The 24,180-nt window shown below is 46.1% G+C and carries 22 protein-coding genes; 14 read left to right on the forward strand and 8 right to left on the reverse strand.

All coding sequences use genetic code 11. The features are described 5' to 3' along the window. Positions 1-132: 132 nt before the first annotated feature. The 5 genes from HNR50_RS15100 (at position 133) to HNR50_RS15120 (ending at position 4,977) form a co-directional block, all read left to right on the forward strand. Positions 133-1,263: a branched-chain amino acid ABC transporter substrate-binding protein gene (locus HNR50_RS15100; RefSeq protein WP_184747619.1), complete on the forward strand. Its 1,131-nt coding sequence runs from the start codon at positions 133-135 to the stop codon at positions 1,261-1,263. A gap of 90 nt (positions 1,264-1,353) precedes the next feature. Further along, entirely contained in the window at positions 1,354-2,262 is a 909-nt protein-coding gene (locus HNR50_RS15105) for a branched-chain amino acid ABC transporter permease (RefSeq protein ID WP_184747620.1), read from the forward strand. A 15-nt stretch (positions 2,263-2,277) separates the two neighbouring features. Beyond that, positions 2,278-3,486 carry an ABC transporter permease subunit gene (locus HNR50_RS15110; RefSeq protein WP_184747621.1) on the forward strand — a complete coding sequence of 403 codons (1,209 nt, stop codon included), beginning with the start codon at positions 2,278-2,280 and terminating at the stop codon, positions 3,484-3,486. Further along, positions 3,486-4,277 (forward strand): ABC transporter ATP-binding protein, encoded by a 792-nt coding sequence (locus HNR50_RS15115; RefSeq protein WP_184747622.1) that lies wholly within the window; start codon positions 3,486-3,488, stop codon positions 4,275-4,277. The genes HNR50_RS15110 and HNR50_RS15115 overlap by 1 nt, the downstream gene beginning before the upstream one ends. Further along, entirely contained in the window at positions 4,270-4,977 is a 708-nt protein-coding gene (locus HNR50_RS15120; RefSeq protein ID WP_184747623.1) for an ABC transporter ATP-binding protein, read from the forward strand. The genes HNR50_RS15115 and HNR50_RS15120 overlap by 8 nt, the downstream gene beginning before the upstream one ends. A gap of 209 nt (positions 4,978-5,186) precedes the next feature. On the opposite strand, the gene HNR50_RS15125 is transcribed toward HNR50_RS15120, so the two are convergent. Continuing rightward, positions 5,187-6,983, reverse strand: coding sequence for an adenylate/guanylate cyclase domain-containing protein (locus HNR50_RS15125; RefSeq protein WP_184747624.1), 1,797 nt, complete (start codon positions 6,981-6,983; stop codon positions 5,187-5,189). A 125-nt stretch (positions 6,984-7,108) separates the two neighbouring features. On the opposite strand from HNR50_RS15125, the gene HNR50_RS15130 reads away from it, so the two are divergent. The 3 genes from HNR50_RS15130 to HNR50_RS15140 are packed head-to-tail and all read left to right on the forward strand — an operon-like array spanning position 7,109 to position 9,786. Next, positions 7,109-8,098, forward strand: coding sequence for an ABC transporter substrate-binding protein (locus HNR50_RS15130; protein ID WP_184747625.1), 990 nt, complete (start codon positions 7,109-7,111; stop codon positions 8,096-8,098). Further along, positions 8,095-8,991 (forward strand): ABC transporter permease, encoded by an 897-nt coding sequence (locus HNR50_RS15135; RefSeq protein ID WP_221439898.1) that lies wholly within the window; start codon positions 8,095-8,097, stop codon positions 8,989-8,991. Before HNR50_RS15130 ends, HNR50_RS15135 begins: the two co-directional genes overlap by 4 nt. Further along, the gene (locus HNR50_RS15140) at positions 8,992-9,786 is read left to right on the forward strand and encodes an ABC transporter ATP-binding protein (RefSeq protein ID WP_184747626.1); all 795 of its coding nucleotides are present in this window, start codon (positions 8,992-8,994) and stop codon (positions 9,784-9,786) included. On the opposite strand, the gene HNR50_RS15145 is transcribed toward HNR50_RS15140, so the two are convergent. Then, complete coding sequence (locus HNR50_RS15145) at positions 9,783-10,361, reverse strand: histidine phosphatase family protein (protein WP_184747627.1); 579 nt, start codon at positions 10,359-10,361, stop codon at positions 9,783-9,785. The two genes, HNR50_RS15140 and HNR50_RS15145, sit on opposite strands and share 4 nt — an antisense overlap. 24 nt (positions 10,362-10,385) lie before the next feature. On the opposite strand from HNR50_RS15145, the gene HNR50_RS15150 reads away from it, so the two are divergent. Next, positions 10,386-11,720, forward strand: a complete 1,335-nt coding sequence (locus HNR50_RS15150) for a sn-glycerol-1-phosphate dehydrogenase (RefSeq protein ID WP_184747628.1) — start codon at positions 10,386-10,388, stop codon at positions 11,718-11,720. A 125-nt stretch (positions 11,721-11,845) separates the two neighbouring features. Continuing rightward, complete coding sequence (locus HNR50_RS15155; protein ID WP_184747629.1) at positions 11,846-13,312, forward strand: glutamine synthetase family protein; 1,467 nt, start codon at positions 11,846-11,848, stop codon at positions 13,310-13,312. Positions 13,313-13,358: 46 nt separating this feature from the next. On the opposite strand, the gene HNR50_RS15160 is transcribed toward HNR50_RS15155, so the two are convergent. Then, complete coding sequence (locus tag HNR50_RS15160) at positions 13,359-13,760, reverse strand: OsmC family protein (RefSeq protein WP_184747630.1); 402 nt, start codon at positions 13,758-13,760, stop codon at positions 13,359-13,361. Between the two features lie 95 nt (positions 13,761-13,855). Here HNR50_RS15160 and hpt point away from each other — a divergent pair, with 95 nt between their 5' ends. Then, positions 13,856-14,383, forward strand: a complete 528-nt coding sequence (gene hpt, locus HNR50_RS15165) for a hypoxanthine phosphoribosyltransferase (RefSeq protein WP_184747631.1) — start codon at positions 13,856-13,858, stop codon at positions 14,381-14,383. Between the two features lie 45 nt (positions 14,384-14,428). Here hpt and HNR50_RS15170 read toward each other — a convergent pair whose 3' ends face one another. The 3 genes from HNR50_RS15170 to nudC form a co-directional block, all read right to left on the reverse strand. Beyond that, positions 14,429-16,849: a glycoside hydrolase family 94 protein gene (locus tag HNR50_RS15170; protein ID WP_184747632.1), complete on the reverse strand. Its 2,421-nt coding sequence runs from the start codon at positions 16,847-16,849 to the stop codon at positions 14,429-14,431. Between the two features lie 78 nt (positions 16,850-16,927). Beyond that, complete coding sequence (locus HNR50_RS15175) at positions 16,928-19,171, reverse strand: methyl-accepting chemotaxis protein (protein ID WP_184747633.1); 2,244 nt, start codon at positions 19,169-19,171, stop codon at positions 16,928-16,930. Positions 19,172-19,243: 72 nt separating this feature from the next. Continuing rightward, positions 19,244-20,191 (reverse strand): NAD(+) diphosphatase, encoded by a 948-nt coding sequence (gene nudC / locus HNR50_RS15180; RefSeq protein WP_184747634.1) that lies wholly within the window; start codon positions 20,189-20,191, stop codon positions 19,244-19,246. Positions 20,192-20,274: 83 nt separating this feature from the next. On the opposite strand from nudC, the gene HNR50_RS15185 reads away from it, so the two are divergent. The 3 genes from HNR50_RS15185 to HNR50_RS15195 all read left to right on the forward strand — a co-directional run bounded on the left by HNR50_RS15185 (position 20,275) and on the right by HNR50_RS15195 (position 22,193). Beyond that, the gene (locus HNR50_RS15185) at positions 20,275-20,553 is read left to right on the forward strand and encodes a peptidylprolyl isomerase (protein WP_184747635.1); all 279 of its coding nucleotides are present in this window, start codon (positions 20,275-20,277) and stop codon (positions 20,551-20,553) included. A 153-nt stretch (positions 20,554-20,706) separates the two neighbouring features. After that, positions 20,707-21,249: a CIA30 family protein gene (locus tag HNR50_RS15190; protein WP_184747636.1), complete on the forward strand. Its 543-nt coding sequence runs from the start codon at positions 20,707-20,709 to the stop codon at positions 21,247-21,249. After that, positions 21,246-22,193, forward strand: coding sequence for a YbgA family protein (locus HNR50_RS15195; protein ID WP_184747637.1), 948 nt, complete (start codon positions 21,246-21,248; stop codon positions 22,191-22,193). The genes HNR50_RS15190 and HNR50_RS15195 overlap by 4 nt, the downstream gene beginning before the upstream one ends. Here the strand turns inward: HNR50_RS15195 and HNR50_RS15200 are convergent. Further along, positions 22,184-23,845, reverse strand: coding sequence for a M20/M25/M40 family metallo-hydrolase (locus tag HNR50_RS15200; protein ID WP_184747638.1), 1,662 nt, complete (start codon positions 23,843-23,845; stop codon positions 22,184-22,186). The genes HNR50_RS15195 and HNR50_RS15200 overlap by 10 nt on opposite strands. A 78-nt stretch (positions 23,846-23,923) precedes the next feature. Continuing rightward, on the reverse strand, positions 23,924-24,133 hold the full coding sequence (gene rpsU / locus HNR50_RS15205) for a 30S ribosomal protein S21 (RefSeq protein ID WP_184747639.1): 210 nt from the start codon (positions 24,131-24,133) through the stop codon (positions 23,924-23,926). Positions 24,134-24,180 lie beyond the last annotated feature (47 nt).

A 24,180-nucleotide genomic window follows, 5' to 3' on the forward strand; every position in this document is an offset into this window, starting at 1 on the left:
AAATCACTCGGATTTCAGCTCTACGAAAACGTCATCATATTGACAAAAACATTGACACAATAGTTTATCAATACTATAAGAAGTAAAGTATTTATTTAGTTTTCTATTTAAATGAATAATAAGGAGAGAAATATGAAAAGAACTTCCAAGCTTTTCGCAATTGCTGTTACACTTTTCGTTGCAGCTGCTTTCACCCTTTCTGCAAACGGACAGGGCGATGGTGAAACTATTAAAATCGGTGTAGCCGGACCTCATTCGGGAGACCTGGCATCATACGGAATCCCCACTGTCAAAGCTGCAGAGCTTGTTGCTGAAAAAGTAAACGCCGCCGGTGGAATTGATGGCAGAATGATTGAACTTGTCATTGAAGACGATGTCTGTAAGCCCGAAGTGGCTGCCAATACAGCTGCAAAACTTGTCGGTGATGGAGTCGTTGCCGTAATCGGTCACATCTGTTCCGGAGCTACTAAATCTGCTATGGGAACATACCTGGATTCCGAGCTTCTCGCTATCTCTCCCTCAGCGACTAATCCTCCTCTGACTCAGAGTGGAGATTACCCCAACTTCTTCAGAACAATTGCTCCCGACGATGCTCAGGCTGCGGTTGAAGTTGCCTTTGCTTATAAAATGGGATACAAGAAAATCGCTGTTCTTCACGACAAGGGAGACTACGGAAAAGGTTTCGCGGAATTCTGTAAAGCTATTCTTGAAGCAGATGGAAAAGCTGAAGTCGTTCTTTACGAAGGTATTACACCCGGCGCTGTAGACTACACAGCTGTTATCAACAAAATCGCTTCTTCCGGTGCTGAAGCCGTTATCTTCGGTGGATATCATCCCGAAGCATCCAAACTCATCACTCAGATGAAGAAAAAAGATATGGATATCGCTTTTCTTTCCGATGACGGTGTAAAAGACGATACATTCATTAAAGTTGCCGGTGAGTATGCTGAAGGCGTATATGCCACCGGACCTATCGATACATCCAGCAACCCCATGGCTATTGAAGCTGTTAAAGCACACCAGGATAAATACGGTGAAGATCCCGGTGCGTTCTTCATCAATGCCTATGCTGCCATGCTCGCTCTTGTAAACGCTATCGATGTTGCTGATTCAACAGAATACGCGGATCTTACAAACGCTCTCAGAAGCAACTATGTGGACACTCCTCTCGGAAGCATCAGCTTTGACGAGAAAGGTGACGCTATCGGTGTAGGTTTCGCTGTATACCAGGTTCAGAACGGCCAGTACGTAGAACTCAAGTAATCACATAAAACTTACATCAAGAATAGGATTGCCCCGGTTAAAGGGGCAATCCCTTTCAATTTACAGAGGTAAAAAGGTAATTAGAAAAATATGGAATTAGATTTTTTCTTTCAATTGCTGATGAGCGGGCTTACCCGCGGCAGTATCTACGCACTTATTGCACTCGGTTACACAATGGTTTACGGAATCGTCAAACTGATCAATTTCGCCCACGGCGAAATATATATGATCGGTGCTTTTACCGCACTCATTGTCAGCGGCGTTCTCTCCATGTATGGAATGAACCCTGTTTTCATTTTTCTGATCGCCATTACGGCGGCGATTATTTATTCGGCTGCTTACGGAGTCACTCTCGAAAAAATCGCTTATGCGCCTTTGAGAAAAGCTCCCAGACTTTCAGCTCTGATCAGTGCCATAGGTATGTCGATGTTCCTGCAGAATTATGTGCTGCTCGCCCAGACATCGGACTTTCTTCCCTTTCCGGAGCTTCTCCCGGAATTCGGATTTCTCGATTCAGTTAAATCCATAATCAGCACAAACCAGTTTCTCATTCTGGTAACGACAGCTGTCGTTATGGTGCTTCTGACGCTTTTTATTAAGTTTTCCAGAACCGGTAAAGCTATGAGAGCGACCTCCCAGGACAGGGATATGGCGCAGCTTGTCGGTATAAATATCAATAAGGTTATTTCCATTACGTTTGTAATTGGTTCGTCTCTGGCCGCTATCGGCGGCGTGCTTATCAGTTCCCATATCGGGCAGATTAACTTCTATATCGGCTTTATCGCCGGGATCAAAGCTTTCGTCGCTGCGGTTCTCGGCGGTATCGGAAGCATTCCCGGCGCTGTTCTCGGAAGCTTTGTTCTCGGAATCACCGAGAGCTTCGGTACGGGATATATTTCCAGTGACTACGAAGATGCTTTTGCCTTCGTTATCCTTATTGTTATTCTGATCTTTAAACCCTCCGGTCTTCTGGGGCGGAAAGTCTCGGAAAAAGTATAAGGAGGAAAGGCTAAAATGTTTAAATTAAACGAAATCAAAAAATCCTTTTTAACCTCGATATGGTTTATGTTTCTTACCTTTCCCATCATGGTTATCAAAGTCAATACGATTACCGATACCGTTGAGTGGAGATGGAAAAATCTTGCTTATGTCGGGATCGGTGCATTTATTCTCTCATTCGTCTGGAGATGGGCGCTTGATCGAAGGGCTAAAGGCGGAAAAGCCAAAAAAGATAAAACCGGTTTTAACGACACCATCCTGTCAAGAACCAGTCAGTTGAAGCTTCCCGCAATAATAGGGCTCGGCCTTCTCGTTGTTTTTCTGCCGTTTTTCTCCGGTATGTATACGACCAGCATTGTCACCACCGCTCTAATGTATGTCATACTCGGTTTGGGACTGAACGTAGTAGTCGGACTGGGAGGTCTGCTCCATCTGGGATATGCGGCCTTCTATGCCGTCGGTGCTTATACATACGCCCTGCTTCACTATCATTTCGGTATCAGTTTCTGGGTGGCTCTGCCTCTCGGCGCTCTATTCAGCGCTGTTCTCGGACTGCTCATCGGGTTCCCCGTTCTCAGACTACGGGGAGATTATCTGGCTATCGTGACACTGGCTTTTGGAGAAATTACAAGGCTTGTTCTCGAAAACTGGAACGATTTTTCCTTCGGCCCGAGCGGGATTGCCAATATAGCGAGACCGGGAATCGCCGGTGTTAAAATGAAGCTTCCCCAGGCTACTATCTTTATTTATTTCATAGCCATCGCCATGGTCATCCTTACCATCTTCATTGTTAACAGGTTGGAAAATTCCAGAGTGGGAAGGGCATGGGAAGCCATGCGCGAAGATGAAATCGCCTCGCAGTCCATGGGTATCGATATCACTAAAACCAAGCTGCTGGCTTTCTCCATCGGTGCTGTCTGGGCCGGATTCGTCGGCGTCCTTTTCGCGGCGAAAACTACCTTTATCAATCCTGCCAGCTTCACGGTCTGGGAGTCCATCACTGTTCTCTGTGTCGTCGTCATCGGCGGAATGGGGTCTATTCCCGGAGTTATCGTTGGAGCACTGGTCTTCACCCTTCTTCCTGAACTTCTCAGGTCGGTCTCTGAATACAGAATGCTCGTATTCGGTATCGCTCTTGTTATCATGATGATCTTCCGCCCGGGCGGATTGATTCAGAAAACAAGAAAATCCTACAAATTTAAAGAAGAGGGAGATGGTAAATAATGGCGCCTATACTAGAAGTAGATAATCTTTCCATGGTCTTCGGCGGCCTCCGGGCTGTCGACTCTTTGAGCATGAAAATAAACGAAGGTGAAATCGTCGCTCTGATCGGACCCAACGGAGCCGGGAAAACAACATTTTTCAACTGCGTAACCGGCGTTTACGTGCCGACCGAAGGTGATGTTTACGTCCAGGCTCCCGGAGCTTCTGAAAGAAAAAGCATCAAAGGTCTGAAGCCCCATAAGATAACCGAAGGCGGTCTGGCCAGAACTTTTCAGAACATCCGTCTTTTCAGCAATATGTCTGTACTGGAAAATGTCATGATCGGACATCATCACAGATTGAATTCAGAGGTTTTCGGAGCTGTGTTCCGCGATAAGAAAACCCGTGAGGAAGAAGAGAAGGTTGTTCATGATTCCTATGAAATCCTCAAAAAAATCGGCCTGGAAAAACATGTGAACGATCTGGCCAAGAATCTTCCTTATGGAGCTCAGAGACGACTCGAGATCGCAAGGGCCATGGGGACCGACCCCTTTCTGCTCCTTCTCGATGAGCCGGCAGCTGGAATGAACCCTCATGAAACGAAAGATCTGGTCGATCTGATTCTGAGGATCCGGGATGATGAAAAAATATCGGTTCTTCTGATCGAACACGATATGAGCCTTGTTATGAATCTTTCTGAAAGAATTTACGTCGTAGACTACGGGAAGCTGATTGCCACCGGATCTCCACAGGAGATCAAGACTAACAAAGAAGTTATCAAGGCTTATCTGGGAGAAGAAGTAGATGCTTAAAATTAAAAATATTGAAACTTTTTACGGCAATATCCAGGCTCTTAAAGATATTTCCATAGATGTGAAAGAAGGGGAGATCATTACGTTGATCGGAGCGAACGGAGCGGGAAAATCCACGACTCTCATGTCCCTTTCCGGCGTTGTACCCGTGCGTTCCGGTTCGATTGAATTCCTCGGTAAAGATATCACCAACAAGAATCCTGACGAAATTGTAGCCATGGGTGTTTCCCAGGTTCCTGAAGGAAGAAGAATCTTTCCTCTCCTCACAGTCCAGGAAAATCTCGATATGGGATCCTTCCTGAGAAAGGATAAAGCGGAAATCAAAAAAGATCTGGAATATATGTTCGAGTTATTCCCCAGACTGGCGGAAAGAAGAACTCAGCAGGGAGGAACATTGAGCGGTGGTGAGCAGCAGATGCTGGCCATTTCCCGGGCTCTGATGGCCCGTCCGAAACTGCTTCTTCTCGATGAGCCTTCTCTTGGACTGGCTCCGATTTTCGTACAGCAGATTTTCGATATCATCACCAGGGTTAACAAAGAAAACAACACGACTGTATTCCTTGTCGAGCAGAACGCCTATATGGCTCTGAAAATCGCACACCGCGGTTATGTTCTGGAAAATGGAAGAATTACCATGACCAATGAAGCTTCAGTTCTTCTCAATGATGAAGATGTAAAAAAAGCGTATCTTGGAATATAAGCAGCGGGCTTCCGCCCTTTGCTTTTTTGTCGCCGCGGAGTAAATCTTCGCGGTTTTTTTTATCCCGCAATGCTTCATCTATATACCAGATCCTGCCTTTATAAATCAACTTAATTAATAAATAAGAGCCGGTTCAGATGATTTCTTTGAGTTAAACCTGTTTCTTTCAGATCACAAAGACGCATGGGTTAAAGACATGCCTTTTTATGTCAGCTCAACATACTATATAGGGTCAAAGGCCGGGCTTTTCCACGGATTTCTGCATTGGCAATGGCTTTCATATTTATCTGTTTCTTCATTTGAGATGATATGTTCTCATAGGTTGTTCCGCTTATGATAAGCGATGAATTGTAACGCTTGGTCAGATTTTCAATCCTTGAAGCCACATTGACAGTATCCCCGATAACTGTGTATTCCAGTTTATTGCTGTTCCCGAGATTTCCGCCGATTACAGGTCCTGAATGGACTCCTATACCGATTTTTATGGGAAACAATCCCTGTTCCTGTCTCGCTTTGTTCAGTTCGTCAAGCTTCTCATTCATAGCCAGAGCTGCCTTTATTCCACTTTCCGCATGATCTTCCGATGATACGGGAACGCCGAAAACCGCGAGAATCCCGTCTCCCATGAATTTATCTATAATTCCATTATTGGCGATAATCACATCAATCATGCCGGAGAGATAGGAATTGAGAAAATCGACAACTTCTTTCGGAGACATTTTCTCCGATATGGAGGTGAAATTCCGAATATCTGCAAAAAGAATTGTCGCGTTGTATAAATCTCCGCCCAGATCGACATGGCCGTTGAGGATCTCATCTGAAATTTCTCTGGTCAGGTACTGTCCGAAAAGGGATTTGATTTTTTCTCTTTCTCTGAGACCGTCCACCATAAGATTAAAACCCTCTCCCAGTTTCCCGATTTCATCTTTGGTCCTGACGACGGCATAGCGGGAGGGCTTCCCTTTAGTCATATTTTTCATCTGGCTGACAATTTCATTAATGGGACGGGTTATGGATGCGTTGGTCCAGCGGAGGTAGAAAAAGATGTACAGCATGGACACGATAAATCCGTTTACAAAACCAAGTGCCATTCTGAGAAATCCCGAAACATCAATGTAGTAGAGTTTGAGGTTAGCTGCGTCGCTGTTGCTGCTTAGCCACAGACTGAAACTTTCACGAAGATTAAATATATCCATTACCTGAAGAAACTCACCGAGCAGCAGGTTTTTGCTGCCGTCGTCTACAGATTTTATGCCGATAGTACTGACGTTGAGAAAAATGTAGAAAATCAGGACGAGCAGCGGAAGGAATGTGGTCATAAGCGATGAGAGCAGCAGTTTTATCTGAACGTTTTCAAAAGTGAGACGTCCCGTTCTTTTTCTCAAGGACGCCGCAGGCAGGAAATGCTCTTTGTATATCATCTGCACTCTGTATTTCTGCCAGGAGTGGAGAAACAGGGCCGTAAGCACAGAAGAAACCATTGAAAGAATAAAAAGCTGACGGAACATTGAAGCCAGGACGTCATTTTCCACCAGTGACGGATTGAAGTATTTAATCTGATTCATCTGTGTCAGAACCAGACCGCTCAAATAGAGGAGGGAATTGATCATAGGCGTATGGTTGATCAGCGAGCGGCAGAACTTTTCCAGTCCGGGCTTGATTTTCCTGCGCCTTTTCTTTTTTTTCAGGTAGGATCGGAAAGGGAGATTAAAGGCAAAGAAGAGAACTAATATGCTCAGCTGCACCCAGACGAAAAAGGCCGTCGCTTCATCAACGGATTTGGTTTCCCTTTCAAAGGCATTCTCCAGATTATGTTCGATTTCACTATCCCGCATTTCCATTATTCCCTTAACGAACTCAACGGGAATTGTTCTGTTTTCAATCAGTTCCAGGAGGTTGCTGGTGAAAAGATTGAGCAGGACGGGCAGGATCAGCATCGTGTAGATGATCAGCGGTAAAAGGATCATTCTGAAAATATAGTAAGAAGGGACACGTCTCTTTTTCATTTTAACTCCGTAACGATACGTCTTTTTTCATTATCGAAAAAAATTATAAATAACGTTGCATATTTTTCCAAATACTGCAATAATGTTTCTACGAATAGTAACATTACATGATATTGAGGTTAATTATGAAGAAAATTACAATTTTTGCACTTGTTCTTTCTGTTCTGGCCATGCCTGTTCTGGCAGGAGGACAAAGCGATGAAGAAAAAACCGTTAAAATCGGAATTTCAAAAATAGTTGAACACCCGGCTCTCAACGCTATAGAGCAGGGGATCCAGGATGAATTGGCTGCGCTCGGTTATGCCGATGCGGAATATGATCTGCAGAACGCTGCCGGTGATATGAACACGGCTTCCCAGATCGCCGCCATGTTCAAAATGGAAAAAGTCGATGTCGCCGTCGGAATCGCCACTCCGACCGCTATTGCTCTGGCTACGGGAATTAAAGACCAGCCGGTTGTTTTTTCCGCAGTAACCGATCCCGTGGGGGCCGGGCTCGTGGATAACCTTGAGGAGGGAAAAAACAATGTGACCGGCATATCCGATATGACTCCCGTGCAGATGCAGATCGGAATTATCGCCGATCTGGGTAATGTGAAATCCATAGGGCACATCTATTCCTCCGGTGAGCCCAATGCTGTCAAACTGGCCGAGTACGCTGAAGAGGGATGCCGGGACCGCGGAATCGAATTCGTCGCCGCTACGGTCGCCAACTCCAGCGAAGTCATGCAGGCGGCGGCTTCTATTGCCAATAAGGTTGATGCTATCTATCTCAGCACGGATAATACGGTTTTTTCCGCTCTGGGCTCGGTTGTTGAAGTTGCGACAAAAGCCGGAATTCCCGTTTTTACGGCAGATACGACTTCAGCCGTTGATTCCGGTGTTCTGGGGGCATACGGTTTTGACTATTACAAGTTGGGTCGAGCAACAGGAAAACTGGTGGCGCGAATTCTGGAAGGGGAAGATCCCGCTTCCATCCCGACGCAGTTTATGACCGAAGCGTCCGATCTCGATCTCGTGCTCAATCTGGATGTGGCTGAAGCCCTTGGTCTTTCCATTCCCGATGCACTCGTCAAGGACGCTACAACTGTTGTAAAAGACGGAAAGGTTCAATGACAGAAATCTTCGGAATTATTCTCATTGAGGGTCTGATCTACGGGATCATGGCCCTCGGAGTTTTCATCAGCTTCAGGATTCTGGATTTCCCGGACCTGACAGTCGATGGTTCATTTCCCATGGGGGCGGCGGTCATGGCCGCCTGCCTTCTGGCTGATATCCCCTATGTCGCGGCTTTTGCCCTCACTTTTATAGCAGGATCTCTTGCCGGTATGACGACTGCCGTCTTTCATAACAAGCTTAAAATTCCCGGTCTGCTGGCAGGGATTCTCACCATGACCATACTCTATTCCATTAATCTGCGGATTCAGAATTTCTCTCCCAATATCAGTTTTCTCAAAGTGGAGACTCTTTTTGACTCTGTTCACGACATGATGAAGGGAGTCATGGGATCGACCTGGTCCGTATTGCTGCTTCTGGTTGCGGTTACCTTTGTCCTGAAAACTCTCCTTGATCTTTTTTTTCATACCGACATGGGGCTGACTCTGGGAGCCATGGGTGACAACGAGCAGATGGTCATTGCCCAGGGAGTGAATCCCCGGGTGATGAAAATGATCGGAATCGGAGTATCCAACGGTCTTGTGGCCATATCAGGCGCTTTCGCGGCTCAGTATCAGGGGCAGGCAGATGTCAATCTGGGGCGCGGAATCGTGGTTATGGGGCTCGCTTCTGTCATGATTGGCGAGTTCCTCATCAAATCCAACAGAATCTCGCTTCTCACGCTCAGGGTTCTTCTCGGATCTATCGCCTTCAGGGGAATCATGTTTCTGGCAAGAAACCTCACATTCCTCAATTTGAAGCCCAGCGATTTGCAGCTGATATACGGTTTATCAATCGTTCTGCTGTTGCTGGTTACGGGAAGAAAACAGAAAAAGAACAAGAGGTCCGTGTAGATGCTGGAACTGAAAAATATCGGCAAGGTTTTCAATGAGGGCACAGTCAATGAAAACCGGGCTATCACTAATATCAATTTAAAAGTGGAGAAAGGGGATTTCATCACCATAATCGGCAGCAACGGCGCCGGAAAATCCACGCTTTTCAACCTTATCTCAGGTAGCTACGGACCTTCGGAAGGGGCTGTATTTCTCCATGATGCCGATGTGACAAATCAGCCTGAGCACATACGGGCCAGACATATCGGGAGGATTTTCCAGAATACGATGCTGGGGACGGCTTCAAATATGACGCTGGAGGATAATATGATGATCTGCAGTCAGAAGGGATTCAAAGGACTGCGGATCAGCCTGAATAAAAAGCGAAGAGAGTTCTTCCGCGAGAAGCTGAAAGAGCTGGATATGGGCCTGGAAGACCGGCTTAAGGATAATGTCGGTCTCTTTTCCGGCGGACAGAGACAGGCTCTGACTCTGCTTATGATGGTGCTCTCCGAACCTGATCTGGTCCTGCTCGATGAACATACAGCGGCTCTGGACCCGAAGAACGCCGACCTCGTGCTGGGGTTGACTGTGAAGTTTATCAGGGATTTCAACCTGACTTCCATGATGATCACCCACAATATGGATCATGCCATCAGATACGGTACCCGGTTGCTCATGATGGACCGGGGGGAAATCATTCTCGATGTCAAAGGTGACGAAAAGAAAAATCTCACGATTCCGGAGCTGGTTGAACGCTTTCATTCCATACGGAAGAGGGATTTCACGAACGACGAAGCCCTTCTCTCCGATTAATCTGCCATTTCACGGATTTCCGCAGTTTCGAGATGGCGGAGAGATCGGTGTGTCTCAGGCGGCACATTCTGAAAGACTGTCTGCAGTATCTGCAGGCAGTCTCCATGGGAAACGAGGATAAGTGAACAATTCTTATGGCGCTGTTCAAGTTCGTTGATGAGAGATTCCGTTCTCCGCGCAACATGAACGGGGCTTTCAACCCCTTTGTCGTTGTTATGGCAATCTACGATATCTCGTTTCCATATATCTGAGTAAAAGCTGTTTGACTTTCCTTCGTATTCTCCGAAAAACCGTTCTCTCAATTTTTCGGTAAAGATGATTTTGTCAATCCCGAGAGCTTCCCCGAGAAGTGCTGCCGTTTCAGCAGTTCTGAGAAAATCTGAAGCATATATGAACAGAGGCGCGTCTCCCCGGAAATTTTCCGCCGCTGTCAGAACCTGCTTTTTCCCTTTTTCTGACAAGCCGTATTCCGATGTTCCCCTTACCGGCGAGCTGATAATTATTCCCTTTTCATTAGCTACGCTATGGCCGTGTCGCATAAGAAAATATCTGTTTTTCAGTGCTGTTTTCTTCATGGCTTATAAGCTACACTTTCAGCCATGAATAGTATAGAACAGTTCAGAAAATTCGCTGATTCGACTAAGTATCTTTATGTGGGAAGCGACATCTATAGCCGGATGATCTCAGACTTTCTCTCCTTTACGGAAGGGCGTCCCGTCTATATCATTGCCGATGAAAACACGATGGATGCGGCGGGAAATCGTTTCCTTCAGTTCTGCCGGGACGAGTCCGTTCCGGTTGCGGGACTGCACCGGTTTTCCGCAGAGCCGGAACTGACCTCAGATTATGAAAATGTTATCGTTCTCAAGGACAAACTGTCCGGGAATTATTGCGTTCCCGTTGCCGTAGGCAGCGGAACGATTAATGATCTGGTTAAAAGAACAGCCTATGAACTGAACCGCCCTTATGCCGTAGTGGCAACAGCCGGCTCTGTTGACGGTTATGCTTCTGATGGTGCGGCTCTTTTATATAATGGGTTGAAACAGACTCTTCCCTGTTCCGCTCCTTGTTTTATTTGTGCCGATACAGCTGTTCTCAGCAAAGCACCCCGGGAGATGACTTCAGCGGGATATGCCGATCTTCTGGCGAAAAACCCCGCAGGCGCTGACTGGCTTATTGCCGATACAGTCGGTCTGGATTTTCCCGAACCCGATGTCTGGTCCATGATTCAGGGAAACCTCCCGGAATGGACGGGAAGTCCGGAGAACCTGTTAAAAGGGGATAGTGACGCCTTTATCCGCCTATTTACCGGTTTGAATGCTACAGGATTTGCCATGCAATATATGAAGCGTTCGCGTCCCGCTTCCGGAGCAGAACATCTTATGTCGCATATCTGGGAAATGGATGGCCATACTTTTCGCGGTAAACATGTCTCTCATGGTTTTAAAGTGGCTATCGGATCACTGGCATCAATTGCATTGATGGAAACGGTTCTTTCCATGAAACCCGATGGACTTCAGATCGATTCTGCATTGGAGCAGTGGCCGTCCTTCGAAGAAAAACTCGCCGCAGTGGAAAAGCATTTTACCGGAACAGGCGCTATTGATGACCTTCTGAAAATTAATCGGGAAAAATATATAAGCCATGATGAGCTGAAAACGAGACTGTTCTCTCTAAAGGATAATTGGGGCGTGATGGCTGAAAAGGTGTTCGGTCATCTGATCCCCTACAGACGCTACCGCGATCTTCTCGAGAGAGCGGGATGTCCGGTTGTTCCTGAGGCTATAGGTCTTACCGTAGAAAAAGTGATGGAAACCTATTATCCGGCGCAGCTTATGCGAAACCGCTATACAATCCTCGATCTCGCTGTTGAGACAGCGTCTCTTGAAAAGGCTTGCAGTAGAATAGCTGAATCAAGGTTATATCTTAAATAATGCGATATGTATCAATAAATTTAATTCTGCATTCGAATTGAGTATTTTATTAAGATTATTTTGACAGTTCTCTCTTTCGGTTTTATGATGCCCATAGAAAGACCAATTTAAAAAAGGCGGGCATTATGATCAAGCACAAAATATCAAAATATCTTGGTAAACCAGCTTCCGGGTTTACAAAAGCGGACATTATCAAGTACATGTCTGAGAACAGCATAGAAATGCTGAATTTCCGTTATGTCGGCGGTGACGGAAAACTGAAAACTCTTAATTTTGTCGTAAATGATCTCGATTACCTTGAGGAAATTCTCACTACCGGTGAGCGGGTGGACGGTTCCAGTCTCTTCACTCATATTGATGCGGAATCGAGTGATTTATATGTTGTTCCCCGCTACAGAACAGCATTTGTCAATCCTTTTGCCACTGAACCGACTGTTGATATCCTTTGTTCTTTTTATACAGCGGAGGGTAAGCCTCTTCCCGGAGCACCTGAAGAGCTTGTCAGAAAGAGCCAGGCCGCATTGAGACAGGAAACAGGATTGACTCTGGAGGCTCTCGGGGAGTTGGAGTTCTATCTTTTCTCTGAAGTGGATGACATTTACAGCATCACCCCGCAGAAGGGATATCACGAATCCCATCCTTTTTCAAAATGGGAAGTGATCCGCCTGGAATGCATGAGTATCATCAGCAGCATCGGCGGGCGCATTAAATACGGCCATGCGGAAGTAGGAAATATTATTGAAGGCAACATGGAGATGGTTCAGCATGAGATAGAGTTTCTGCCGGTTCCCATCGAAGATGCCGCCGATCAGATCGTAATAGCCAAATGGGTCATCCGGGAAGTGGCATACCGTTACGGGCTTCATGTGAGCTTTGCACCGAAAATTGTCGTCGGTGCGGCAGGCAGCGGCATGCATATTCATATGCGCCTTGTAAAAGATGGAAAGAATGAGATGGTGGACGGGGCCGATCTCAGTGTAACCGCAAAAAAGATGATCGGCGGATTGCTGAAAAACGCCAGGTCCCTCAGCGCATTCGGCAATACTGTTCCCACATCATTTTTAAGACTGGTTCCCCATCAGGAGGCTCCCACAAGCATATGCTGGGGAGACAGAAACAGGGCGACTCTCGTCCGGGTTCCCCTCGGATGGAGGGGCGTGGATAATATGCTAAAAGATGCCAATCCCATCGAAGCCGATGATAAGAACAAATGGATTAATAAGCAGACAGTGGAGTTGAGAAGCCCCGACGGGTCGGCGCATATCTACAATCTGCTGGCGGGCGTGGCTTCCGCGGTACTCTATGGCTTGAAATGGGAGGGAAGCCTTGAATATGCTCAGAAGCTGTACCTTAAAGCGGGAAGCCGTGACAGAGAGTCGTTTCCGCAACTTCCCGAATCCTGTTTTGATTGCGCCGATGCTCTTCTGGAAGAGAGAGATGTATATGAAGAATACGGAGTGTTCACTCCCCATGTTATTGAAGGAATAGCCGAAGATCTGAAGTCATACGGCGATGAAAATCTCAGCGAGAGACTGTTTGGTGATGGAGAGCAGCTGAAAAAGCTGGTGGAAGACCACCTTCACTGCGGTTGATAAAGACTGGGTATAGCCGGGAGGAAGAAATCTCTTCCTCCTTTTTTTATGCGAATTCCACTTTTGAAGTGATATTCACAATATTTTTGAGGGTATTGTGCATGGAGCAGTATTTCGCGGCGAGATCCTGCGATTTGAGGAATTTTTTGACAGTCTTTTCATCGTCCTTCTCTGCGCCGAACACTTTGAATTCAATATCGATTGATTCTATAGAAGAGGGGATCTCATCCTTCTTTCTGCTGTCGACAGTGAGAGCCACTTTATCATAATCCAGTTTCTTCTTATTGATGACATCGAGGAAAGTCGAATACATACAGGAAGCAAGGGCTGTGTGAAGCATTTCGTAAGGCCTCCATTCATCTTTTCCTACTTTAAGGGTTTTTCCGTTGGAATTGACGCTGAGACCCTGAAACCCATCGCTGAATTCAATTGTAATTTTATTATCCATATATAGTAAACTCCTAATATTGATCTGTCTTGTTGACAATATAACCATAGAAGTTGAGAATGGTGAAGGGAAAAAGTCCGCATAAGGAGAATTAAATGAATTATCGTATTGAAGAATTGATTCCCGCCTCTGCTCTGGCTGAAAAAGTCCGGGAAATGGGAGCGAAAATCGAAAAAGACTACAGGGACGCCGATGAGATCATTCTTGTAGGACTGCTGAGGGGATCAACTGTTTTTCTTGCGGATCTGGCAAGGGAAATAGACCTCGATGCCAAGATAGATTTTATGGTGGTTTCGAGTTACGGCAATTCCATGAATTCTTCCCGGGAAGTTAAAGTTAAAAAAGACCTCGAAGAAGATATCAAAGACAAACATGTGATAATAGTCGAGGATATCATCGATACGGGGTACACCCTGGAAAAAGTCCGGGAATATCTTCTTCTCAGGGAACCGGCTTCCCTGAAAATCTGTACGCTGCTGGACAAGCCGGAGAGACGGGAAGTAAACGTCCCCGTTGATTACGTGGGGTTCTCCATTCCCGATGTTTTTGTCATCGGATATGGTATTGATTACGCCCAGAGGCACCGGAATCTCCCTTATGTGGGGAAAGTCATTATGGAGTAGCGGAAGAGGTTCAATCGGCCGCCGATCGGCCGATCTGTGAACCTCTTATTCTCCGATTACTGCTTCTACAGTTATTTCCCCGTCATTAATGTAATTTGCCGAGGGAATGACAACCCCCTTGATTTTCTCTCCGTTAACAGTCAGGCTCTTAACCCCTTTGCTCAGATGACGGGGGTTTTTAACAGTAATTCTGTATGTTTTTCCCCTGAACCGGCGCACGGTCTTAAATCCATCCCATTCCGCCGGGATACAGGGATTCACAGACAGACCGTTCAGTTCGGGCTTGATTCCGAGAATATATTTGGTTCCCGCCTGATACATCCATGAAGCCGTTCCCGAGAGCCAGCTGTTTCTTCCCAGTCCGAACTGGGGATGTTCATCTCCCAGAATGTTCTGGGCATAGCAGTAAGGTTCGACTTCGTATTCTTCGATTATCTCGTTTTTCGCCGCCGGGTTTATCTGGCTGTAATATTCAAATGCCCGGTTTCCGTTTCCATTGATGGTTTCGGCGATGATCACCCAGGGATTGGAATGGAGAAATATGCCACCGTTTTCTTTGGCTCCCGGCCTGTAGGTCGTCACTCCTCCGACTTCGGGATCGAACTTTTCGTATCCGGGAGTGCTCAGTTTGATTCCCTTCGATGTATTGAGGTGCCGGTAAACAGAATCCAGAGCTTTGTCTCTTTTCTCTCCCTCGGCGAATCCGCTTATGACAGGCCATGATTGACCATTTGTAAAAATCTTCCCTTTATCATTTTCTACCGACCCGAGAGGTTTTCCCTTATGATCATAGTACCTTCTGTACCATTCCCCATCCCAGCCTTCGCGGTTCACTATATCCTTCATCGAAGTGTACCAATCTTTGTATAAATCAGCGTCCCGGTCTCCGATCTCTTCACAGACCGGGATGATTTCTCTCAGGGCCACTCCGAACTGGCTGGCGATAAAGAGGCTTTCGGCGCCGATGGGCAGGTTGACCGTATCGTTCCAGTCGGCGAATCCCAGCAATGGCAATCCGTGCGAACCCCGGTTCTCCCAGGTGAAATTCAATCCTCTTTTCAGGTGTTCCAGAACTGTTCCCTTCTCCACAGGCAGTCCGGCTTTATCTTTGTCATAAAAAGGGAACTCTTTTTTCAGAAATGTCAGATCTCCCGTTTCCTTCAAATATTCGCAAACGGCGAGAATGATCCAGAGATGGTCGTCGCCGTAATAATCGGCTCTGTCTTCTTCCTCCCGGGAATCACCCCCGTTGGCTTCCATCGTCAGGGGGAAAAACTGATGCATGGCCGAACCGTTTCTTTTCTGAGTGGACAGCAGCTTTCCTATCAGTTCCGCAGCCTCATCGGGTATCTGTGAAAGAACACCCATAACATCCTGAGAACTGTCCCGGAATCCCAGACCTCTGGCTCCCAGGCCAAGCTGATAAAGAGAGAGATAACGGGACCAGTTTTTAGTCATATAGCATTGTCGCGGATTATGGATGTTTATCATGGAATTGAATGAAGGGGAGGGTGTTTCCGTCTGCATGACAGAGAGGAAGCCCTCCCAGTACCGGGAGAGTTCGCGAAAGGCAGCATCGACATTTTCTTCTTTCCGGTAGTATTCAATTTCATTCAGCTCTTTTGAAATATCGCCCGTCTGGCCGAGTTGGGTAATAAGCCTTTCTGATTCGCCCGGCTCAAGAGGACCCATATGATGGAGCAATGCCCCGATATTATCTCCCCTGAGTGCACAGGTGGAGCTCAGTTCTTTATTATGAAGAGACCGGGGATCCTGCCAGCTTCCGTAACCGCCGTTACCAAGGAAAAGGCTTCTGTCTGTTTCAAATGAGGAAACCGGCCGGTTGCTGGTAAGATAGTTGACAGCTCTATCTTTCATCATATAAGCGGCCTGTCCGAGAACAACTAATCCTTCTTTCCGGTCCAGGACCATACTCTCCATAGTCTGGGGAGCCCAATCGGCATTGGTAAACTGTTTCAGAGCATCGAAGTGGGTGTACTCGACAACGGGGATTATATCGATTTCCTGTTTCTCCGGGCTTTTGTTTGTTACTTTTATGCTCCGGATGATTCGTCTGCTTCCCCTGGGAGAGAAAATCAGTATTTCCACTTCAATGCCTTTATAAACTGTTGACCAGCGGTTATAGCCGAGGCCGACGGCACAGCGGAAATCTTCCGTTTCCTTTAAAACGGGAGTATAGAAGGGACTGAAAATGTCGTATTCTCCATTTTCCCTGTGCAGGCGAATATAAAGGGTCTCTCCATTCATCTGGGAGAGTGGAATCTGGGGAATATATTTCGTTATGCGGTTTAATGCCGGATCTCCCGCGCAGATGACCCCACCGCCCGTATGGTCAACAAAACCGCCGAACTCCAGAGTTCCGATATAATTGATCCATTTTGTCGGGGTTTTGGGAGTTGTAATAATATATTCTTTCTTTTCATCCAGGAAATATCCGCAATTCATTTATCTCTCCTTTGGCTTGGTTGAAGGAATCAACTAACCAAAGTTATCATGAAAAACGGATATCTGTCAAAGAGGAAATCAGTTCAGTTCTTCGATACTGGAATTGAGGATATCCACATTTCTCAGGTTTTCTTCAACAACTTCCTGAATGTGGGCCATAAAGCGGTAAAGCTCAGTCGACTGGTCCTTCTGACCGGAAAGGATTTCCGTAATATTGAGAAAGAGACTGCGGATGTCCTCCATGGTTCCGGCGACAGCTATATCGGCTTTACGGCTTTCTTCCGAAAGGTGCTGAATGATACGCGTATCGTTGAGAAGACCTTGTACTGATTGTGAAATGGCTGCCGATTCTTTTTTCTGTTTGTTCAGTCTGTCAGTCATCGACTTTATCTTTTCTGTGGAGACTTTGGTATTCTCAATGATATTTGTCAGCGAGCCTGACACTTTCTCAGAGAGCTCGCGGCTGTTCCCTATGGAGTCTTTCATATCTTCAATTTTCTGAAAACTGCTGTCCAACCGCTCTTTCGAAGCTGATGAAAGTGTTCGGATTTCTCCGGCTACCACGGAAAATCCCGCTCCTGCCGTTCCCGCCCGCGCCGCTTCGATAGCTGCGTTGATAGAGAGGAGAGAAGTCTTTTCCGTTATATCTTCAATGGCGGTGAGAACATCGCTGATGAAGGTGCTGTACTCCGAAACTTCGACAATCGATTTATTCGATTCTTTAATGATCCGGGTGCTGCTGCCGGCCATTTCGGAAAGCGCGTCGGCACTCTGCTTCGTATCTTCGGCGAACTGCAGTATTTCCGTTAAGTGGTCATTGAGGCTGTTGATCGTCGAAGACACTTTTTTGACGGCTTCCGACTGATTGTTTATGGATGCCGGAATTTTTTCCGCGGAGGTTTTCGCCCTCTCCTCCATTTCGACGATAACTTGTTTCAGCTCCGATACGCGATTGAAAACTTCAGCAGAAATCTGTTCATTCTGATCGGCGCTCTCTTCAATCTTTTCACTTGTGGAGGATACTTTTTCTTCTATCTGCCGGCTCGATTTAACGAGCGTACGCGATACCTCCCGTATCCTGTTTATCAATTCCTGCTGCTGACTGTTTTTCTTATCCAGTTCCATTGCCGTTTTTTTCGCCGCGAGCGATTCTCTGGTTTGACGGATTGCCAATGTAAAAAAGATAAATCCCACAAGACTCAAAAACCCGTAAGCCGTCAGATAAGCATAGGGCAGCCGGCTTTGGAGAATGTAGAGAATGTCGTGACCGGAAGCCCCGATCACCGCCATGAAGGCTAAAAGAAGGGGAATGGCGTTTTTGTTCTTCCTGAAAAAAATCGATATGACAAGAATGGTAACATTAAAGAGGATAGCGGGTAGAAAAACAAGCTGCATAACCGGACTGTAAACGATATCGATTGCCTCTTTCGATCCTCTGGTCATGAAAATGACCGTTAGACCCGTACCTATGATTAAAGGAAGAAATTTTCGTATCCTGTTTTCCTTAAGAATGCCTGTATATTCAGTCACGAAGTACATGGAAAGGAGAGCCAGCCAGGTAAAACCCGTTTTCGAGAACATTTTCAACACAACTTCCGGAGCGGAATCATGGCTGAGAGTAATTTCAAAATAGGACAAAGTGAAACTGAGGCACATCAGGGCGAAATAGATATAGTTCATGTCTCGCAGTCCGCCGAGAACTCCGTAGAGAATAAAAAAGAAAAAGAGAAACACCGCGAGGAATGACGCGCCCTGGATGAGATATATACCGGCCAGATTGCGGTTGAATGCGAGCCTTGATCCTTCTCTGAATGAAGTAATGGTAAAGGGGGACATGGCTGCTGATTCAAAGAGCGGATATGCCTGAATCATTATTGTATTCGTCTGTCCCTTCGGGAGAATCATATGGGAAGGCAGGAGGATGTTGAAAGAAGCATAGGCATGAGAATTGTAATTCCCTTCTGCATAGGTTCCGTTTCTGAATATGTCATTCCCGTTGAGATAGACGATATAGGGATAATCAATCGGGCCGAGCATAAGTGAAAGGCCATCTGATTCAACAGGGGATTTCAAACTGAATTGAGCGGCAAAAGTAAACATTTTTCTGCCCTTGCCGTCTCCGGTGTTTATGGTTTCCCCATGGTAGGGGGTAAAGGTATAATCGATTGAGCGGGGAAGTGTTTCCGGATTGAAGTTTTCCACTTTCAGAAAAACATCATTGAGAACGGCCGGTCCCTGTTGAGCATCGACGATAGTCTGCCCTGACAGGAGAAAAAACGGAGATAGGGAAATAATAAGAATTAATAGATTACGTCGGAACATCAGGTGCCTCATTCTCATGATAATTGCCTCTCAATCATAGAAAATTCCTTTTGCAAAAACAAGTATAAAAAATTATAGATAGCTGCTTAGCGATCCTTTATTTCCTTTGTTGAACCATTCAGTAATCAATTTGCGGGAAATGGAAAAGGATGACGGCAACTTGTGAGTCCCCTTTTGCAGACCTTCTATGATATCTTCTCTGCTGAACCATCGGGCATCCTCCAGCTCATTATGGTCAACAACTATGTCTCCCTCATCCGCCTCGGCGAAATACCCCAGCATCAGGGTGTAGGGGAAGGGCCAGGGCTGCGAAGAATGGTACTCAGTCGATCTGACATGAATCCCCGTCTCCTCGAATACTTCCCTTACGACAGCATCTTCCAGCGATTCGCCGTGATCCACATATCCGGCCACAATGGAATACATTCCCTCGGGCCAGCCGGCTTTCCGGGCCAGAAGGCATTTGTCATCTCTTGTCACGACAACGATGACGGCCGGATCCGTGCGGGGATAATGGGGCGTCGCGCACGTCCCCTTTGAACAGTATCGCGCCTGTCCCATTTCTGCTGTTTCCGTAGCGGACCCGCACTTTCCGCAGAATCTGTGGTTCCGATGCCAGGAGACCAGAGCATTGGCATAGGCGATCAGGGCTCCTGTCCAGTCTTTCACATCGATACGGCTTTTTCTCAGATGTGTGAAGGCCGCCCCTTCGGGGAGGTTTATTTTCTGACCGTGAAAATCCAGATCAAGTGCGAAATATACAAGATTATCCTTTTTACCCAGGAGGTAACAGAATTCCTTATTGATAGTCTTTAATCCCGTATCTTTGAAAGTCAGAAGAACCGGTGAAACGGCATTATCTTCCCTGAGAAGGTTTTCCTCCCCTTTGATAAGGAGAAACCTTGCTTCGGGAGATTCGGTTAGGCTTGTGAAATGATCATGGTTCTCCCGGACTCCGGGCATCCGGTCCAGACCGGAAGAGGTCAGATAATTGAAGGAGGACTTTGAAAGATTATCCATGGCAGACAGTATATACTGTCCTTTAAAGTTGTAATAGAATATTCGGGAAAAAACAGCAAACAGAACGAAAGGATTTAAGTTGTATGGAATGGAGAGCCAGCCACATTCTGGTGGCGGAAAAAGAGAAGGCGAAAAAAATTCTGGAGCAATTAGAGAACGGCGCCGATTTCGCTGAACTGGCTATGGAGCATTCGACCTGCTCCAGCGCCTTCAAAGGGGGCGATCTGGGGTGGTTCGGTCCGGGGAAAATGGTTTTGCAGTTTGAACTGGCCGCAAAAAGGCTGAAGGAGCCGGGAGACCTGAGCAAGGTTGTGCAGACCCAGTTCGGCTTTCATATTATCAAGCTGACGGGAAAGCGTTAGAGATGAGGCAGTTGCGGCCCGATTCTTTTGCCCTATAAAGCAACTGATCAACTCTACTTCTCTCTCATATGAACCACTAAAACATTGTAAGTTTTACCGGCGGGATTTACACTTATAAAAGTGAATAAAACTTTTTTTTGCCTAGCGGTGCTTATGTCATTCAATTCGATATTTGCCGACGATCTGTATTTTCTCATAGATGACTTTTCCGGAGACAAATTCCGATTGAACCGCTCCTGGGAAGGATTCACCGATCAGGTTATGGGTGGTGTATCAGAAATCTCCATTTCCCGGATATCAAGGCAAAATGAGCCCTTTGTCAGGATGTCCGGAGAAGTTTCTCTTGAAAACAACGGCGGATTTATCCAGATAAGGCATATGCTTTCCGAGCCTTTCAAACCCTTTGACGGATCTGATTATCAAGGGATTCGCCTGAAAGTGAGGGGTCGGGGCGATGGTTATTATATTTTCCTGAGAACCACAGCGACTGTTTTTCCATGGAAATTTTACAAGTCGGAAATAATGCTGGAAGAGACCTGGTCTACTGTCGATCTGCCCTGGAGTTCCTTTTCAGAGGGGGATTACGGGACACTGAGAGCTTTCAGACCCGATAAACTGAAAAGCCTGGCCATTGTGGCGTACGGAAAGGAATTCACCGCTCAGATTGATATTTCAGAAATAGGATTGTACAAATGAAAAAAATTAAAGTCGGCGTCAGCAGCTGCCTGCTCGGAAACAATGTCCGCTATAACGGACAGCATCAGCTGGATCATTTCATTCGCGATACTTTAGGCCAGTGGTGCGAATTCGTACCGGTCTGCCCGGAAGTCGAATGCGGTCTTCCCATACCCCGCGAATCCATGAGGCTGGTCGGCGATGTTAACAATCCCCGATTGATGACGGGAAAAACGGGAATAGATCATACAGAAAAGATGAAATCCTGGATCGAAGGGAAACTTCCCGAACTGGAGAGGGAGGAACTGGTCGCTTTCGTTTTCAAAACGAAAAGCCCGTCGAGCGGAATGCGGAAAATCAAAATTTACAATGAACAGGGCGAAAGAATCAGTTTTAACGGGATTGGAATGTTTGCGAGGGCTTTTATGGAGCGGTTTCCCGACATCCCGGTTGAAGATGAAGGGCGTCTTTGTGATCCCGGTTTGAGAGAGCAGTTCATCGAGACCATATTTGTTCTTCAGCGCTGGCGCGATGCTGTAAAAGCCGGAACGGCTAAGGCTGTTGTGGATTTTCATACAAAGCATAAATACACATTTATGGCCCACAGTCCTCAAAAGCTGAAAGAGCTGGGAAAGTTGACAGCCCGGGCTGGCACCGTCAAACCGGAAGAGCTTGTTGAGGAATACCGTACGGTTCTGCACAAACTGCTCAAAGAGAAGAAAGACAGGAAGAAGAACTATAATGTCATTCTTCATATTATGGGATATTTCAAAAATCACCTGACCGCCGGTGAAAAGGATGAACTTCTTAAAGAAGCCCAACTGTACTATGACGGAATCTCCCCGGTCATCGTTCCGCTTACTTTGTTAAAACACTATACGATGAAATATGAGGAGCCCTATCTGCTGGAACAGTATTACCTGAACCCTCATCCGGTGGAACTGGGACTTCTGAATCATGTCTGATTCTTTTCCGGAGGAAGAATCTCTCTGATCAGCCGGTCGAGTATGGATGGGATTCGTTCGTACACATCCTTGATATTGACTCTTTCCGTCGGTTTATGGAGATCTTTACCCCAGGGGCCGATATTGACGATCGGTGCATCGAGCTGCTCCATTTTTCTGAAAGGTACGCTATAGATCGTTTCCCAGCCGGGACTGTTTCTCTTAATGGATACAATATCCTCTTCATTTCCGACCCAGCCTGCGTAGGAAAGATCGGAAATTCCCATAAAATAGGCGTTGGACTGATATTCGATTTGAAATAACTCTTTTGAAATACGATCGACTCTTTCCGCCAGATTAAAGTCTTCTCCTCCTTTTATCATGCTGTTGGTTATGTGGGGATAATAGGGACCCGATAAACCTATCACGACAGCAGGACCTTCCAGATCGGCTTCATCAGCAGTGAATTCAAGAATTCTGATAGCGGCATCGGGCAGGGTTATTTTATTTTCGCCGAGAAGGATTTTCATCTCCTCTTCTTTTGCCGCCAGTTTCTCGAGAAAAAGATTTTCGCCTTTTAACAGTGCCTGTTTATAGAGTTTTTCGTAGTCGATAACCAGAGGTGTGAAAGAAATAGCATCGGGCTCATCGTGATTGAGAAGACAAAACTTTTTGTAGGATTCTTCAAAATGGGATAAGACGCTTTGGACAGCTTCTTCCGACAGATGTATCATGCTCTCCAAAATATCAACTGGAGTTTTTGTAAAGGTCAGCCAATTGAAATACCCTGTAGCGGCTTCGGGAATGGAAGCATCGTAATTCTTTTTTCTGTCCTTTAGATTAACCCATATGGGGGGCGGCGTCGCATCATTTCCGAACTGGTCGCAGAGATCGATGTTCAGTTCCGTCAGAGCCTGAATCCTGGCCAGAATCAGTGAGGGATTCAGTCCGTTAAAGGGATCTCCGATATGACTGCGAACACCTCTTACGTAAACGATGGGCATGATTTTCCCTACAGAACCTTCATACATGAGAGCTTTTTTGCTCGTCTGGTTGTAATAAGGTTCGGAATTAATAACCAGTTTGTAATCGAGATTATATGTTTTTTTTAAATCGACCAGCAAACCAGTGGCTTCAATCATGCCCCGGGAAAGATTTTCCTCATCGGGCACGCTTATTAACAGAAGAGTGTGTGAAAAAGTTTCGTCAGTTGATAGTTTGTCCATGAGGGCCATTTGAATAGCGGCTCCGGCTTTCATATCGGCAGCACCTCTGCCGAATAACCAGTCTCCCGATTCCAGATCTTTACTGACCGCCGGCGAAAGGGGGCGTTTTGCCAATGCTTCCCTTAGGGAATCGGGACGGAGGGCCAGATTCTCCAGTTTCCCGTAGTCACTGGTTCCCACAGCATCATGATGGTGCAGGAATACAATTGTTTTTTTTGATACCCCTTCTACGAGACTCCAGATTATTTCCCTGTTGTTATTATCGTTTTCGAGCTTTCTGGATCCCAGATGATGGGGATGTTCTTTAAAATATGGCCTTGATTTCAGCCAGTTGAGAATTATTTCTTCGATAAAGCCTTCAAAGGGAGTATTGGTATCACTCCTCGATGAGATTAATCGGAGAAAAAGGGGTTCTATGATTTTTTTCCAGTTTTCTGCAGGTCTCATAGAGGTAAGTATAAAATCAAATAGAGAGGTTTCAATAAAAAAACCTCCTGCATAAGGAGGTTTGATTGAATAGAAAAATTAATAGAGCTTTCTTCTCTCGAGTTTTCTCAGTTTTTTCTGTTCTTTTCTTTTACGGGCTTTGTTTTGCTCGTGTTTTTTGGTAGAGGGCTTTTCGAAGTACTGTCTTCTTTTGAATTCTCTAATAATTCCCTCTTTTTCAACCTTCCTCTTAAAGCGTTTGATTGCTTTTTCGAGGTTTTCATCATCATAAACTTCTATATTAGCCATGCTTATAAAATACATAGTATTGAAAATACTTGTCAACCGCCGAAGGG

Origin of the sequence: Spirochaeta isovalerica (assembly GCF_014207565.1) — a bacterium.
GTDB lineage: Bacteria > Spirochaetota > Spirochaetia > DSM-2461 > DSM-2461 > Spirochaeta_F > Spirochaeta_F isovalerica.

Bases quoted from the DNA above. Each gene is read 5' to 3' on its own strand.
- HNR50_RS15150 (WP_184747628.1), top strand. From the start codon at position 10,386: ATGAATAGTATAGAACAGTTCAGAAAATTCGCTGATTCGACTAAGTAT.
- HNR50_RS15160 (WP_184747630.1), bottom strand. From the start codon at position 13,760: ATGGATAATAAAATTACAATTGAATTCAGCGATGGGTTTCAGGGTCTC.
- HNR50_RS15155 (WP_184747629.1), top strand. From the start codon at position 11,846: ATGATCAAGCACAAAATATCAAAATATCTTGGTAAACCAGCTTCCGGG.
- HNR50_RS15140 (WP_184747626.1), top strand. From the start codon at position 8,992: ATGCTGGAACTGAAAAATATCGGCAAGGTTTTCAATGAGGGCACAGTC.
- HNR50_RS15175 (WP_184747633.1), bottom strand. From the start codon at position 19,171: ATGTTCCGACGTAATCTATTAATTCTTATTATTTCCCTATCTCCGTTT.
- HNR50_RS15120 (WP_184747623.1), top strand. From the start codon at position 4,270: ATGCTTAAAATTAAAAATATTGAAACTTTTTACGGCAATATCCAGGCT.
- HNR50_RS15105 (WP_184747620.1), top strand. From the start codon at position 1,354: ATGGAATTAGATTTTTTCTTTCAATTGCTGATGAGCGGGCTTACCCGC.
- HNR50_RS15200 (WP_184747638.1), bottom strand. From the start codon at position 23,845: ATGAGACCTGCAGAAAACTGGAAAAAAATCATAGAACCCCTTTTTCTC.
- HNR50_RS15115 (WP_184747622.1), top strand. From the start codon at position 3,486: ATGGCGCCTATACTAGAAGTAGATAATCTTTCCATGGTCTTCGGCGGC.
- HNR50_RS15170 (WP_184747632.1), bottom strand. From the start codon at position 16,849: ATGAATTGCGGATATTTCCTGGATGAAAAGAAAGAATATATTATTACA.
- HNR50_RS15145 (WP_184747627.1), bottom strand. From the start codon at position 10,361: ATGAAGAAAACAGCACTGAAAAACAGATATTTTCTTATGCGACACGGC.
- HNR50_RS15185 (WP_184747635.1), top strand. From the start codon at position 20,275: ATGGAATGGAGAGCCAGCCACATTCTGGTGGCGGAAAAAGAGAAGGCG.
- HNR50_RS15190 (WP_184747636.1), top strand. From the start codon at position 20,707: ATGTCATTCAATTCGATATTTGCCGACGATCTGTATTTTCTCATAGAT.
- HNR50_RS15135 (WP_221439898.1), top strand. From the start codon at position 8,095: ATGACAGAAATCTTCGGAATTATTCTCATTGAGGGTCTGATCTACGGG.
- nudC (WP_184747634.1), bottom strand. From the start codon at position 20,191: ATGGATAATCTTTCAAAGTCCTCCTTCAATTATCTGACCTCTTCCGGT.
- HNR50_RS15195 (WP_184747637.1), top strand. From the start codon at position 21,246: ATGAAAAAAATTAAAGTCGGCGTCAGCAGCTGCCTGCTCGGAAACAAT.
- HNR50_RS15130 (WP_184747625.1), top strand. From the start codon at position 7,109: ATGAAGAAAATTACAATTTTTGCACTTGTTCTTTCTGTTCTGGCCATG.
- HNR50_RS15100 (WP_184747619.1), top strand. From the start codon at position 133: ATGAAAAGAACTTCCAAGCTTTTCGCAATTGCTGTTACACTTTTCGTT.
- HNR50_RS15125 (WP_184747624.1), bottom strand. From the start codon at position 6,983: ATGAAAAAGAGACGTGTCCCTTCTTACTATATTTTCAGAATGATCCTT.
- HNR50_RS15110 (WP_184747621.1), top strand. From the start codon at position 2,278: ATGTTTAAATTAAACGAAATCAAAAAATCCTTTTTAACCTCGATATGG.
- hpt (WP_184747631.1), top strand. From the start codon at position 13,856: ATGAATTATCGTATTGAAGAATTGATTCCCGCCTCTGCTCTGGCTGAA.
- rpsU (WP_184747639.1), bottom strand. From the start codon at position 24,133: ATGGCTAATATAGAAGTTTATGATGATGAAAACCTCGAAAAAGCAATC.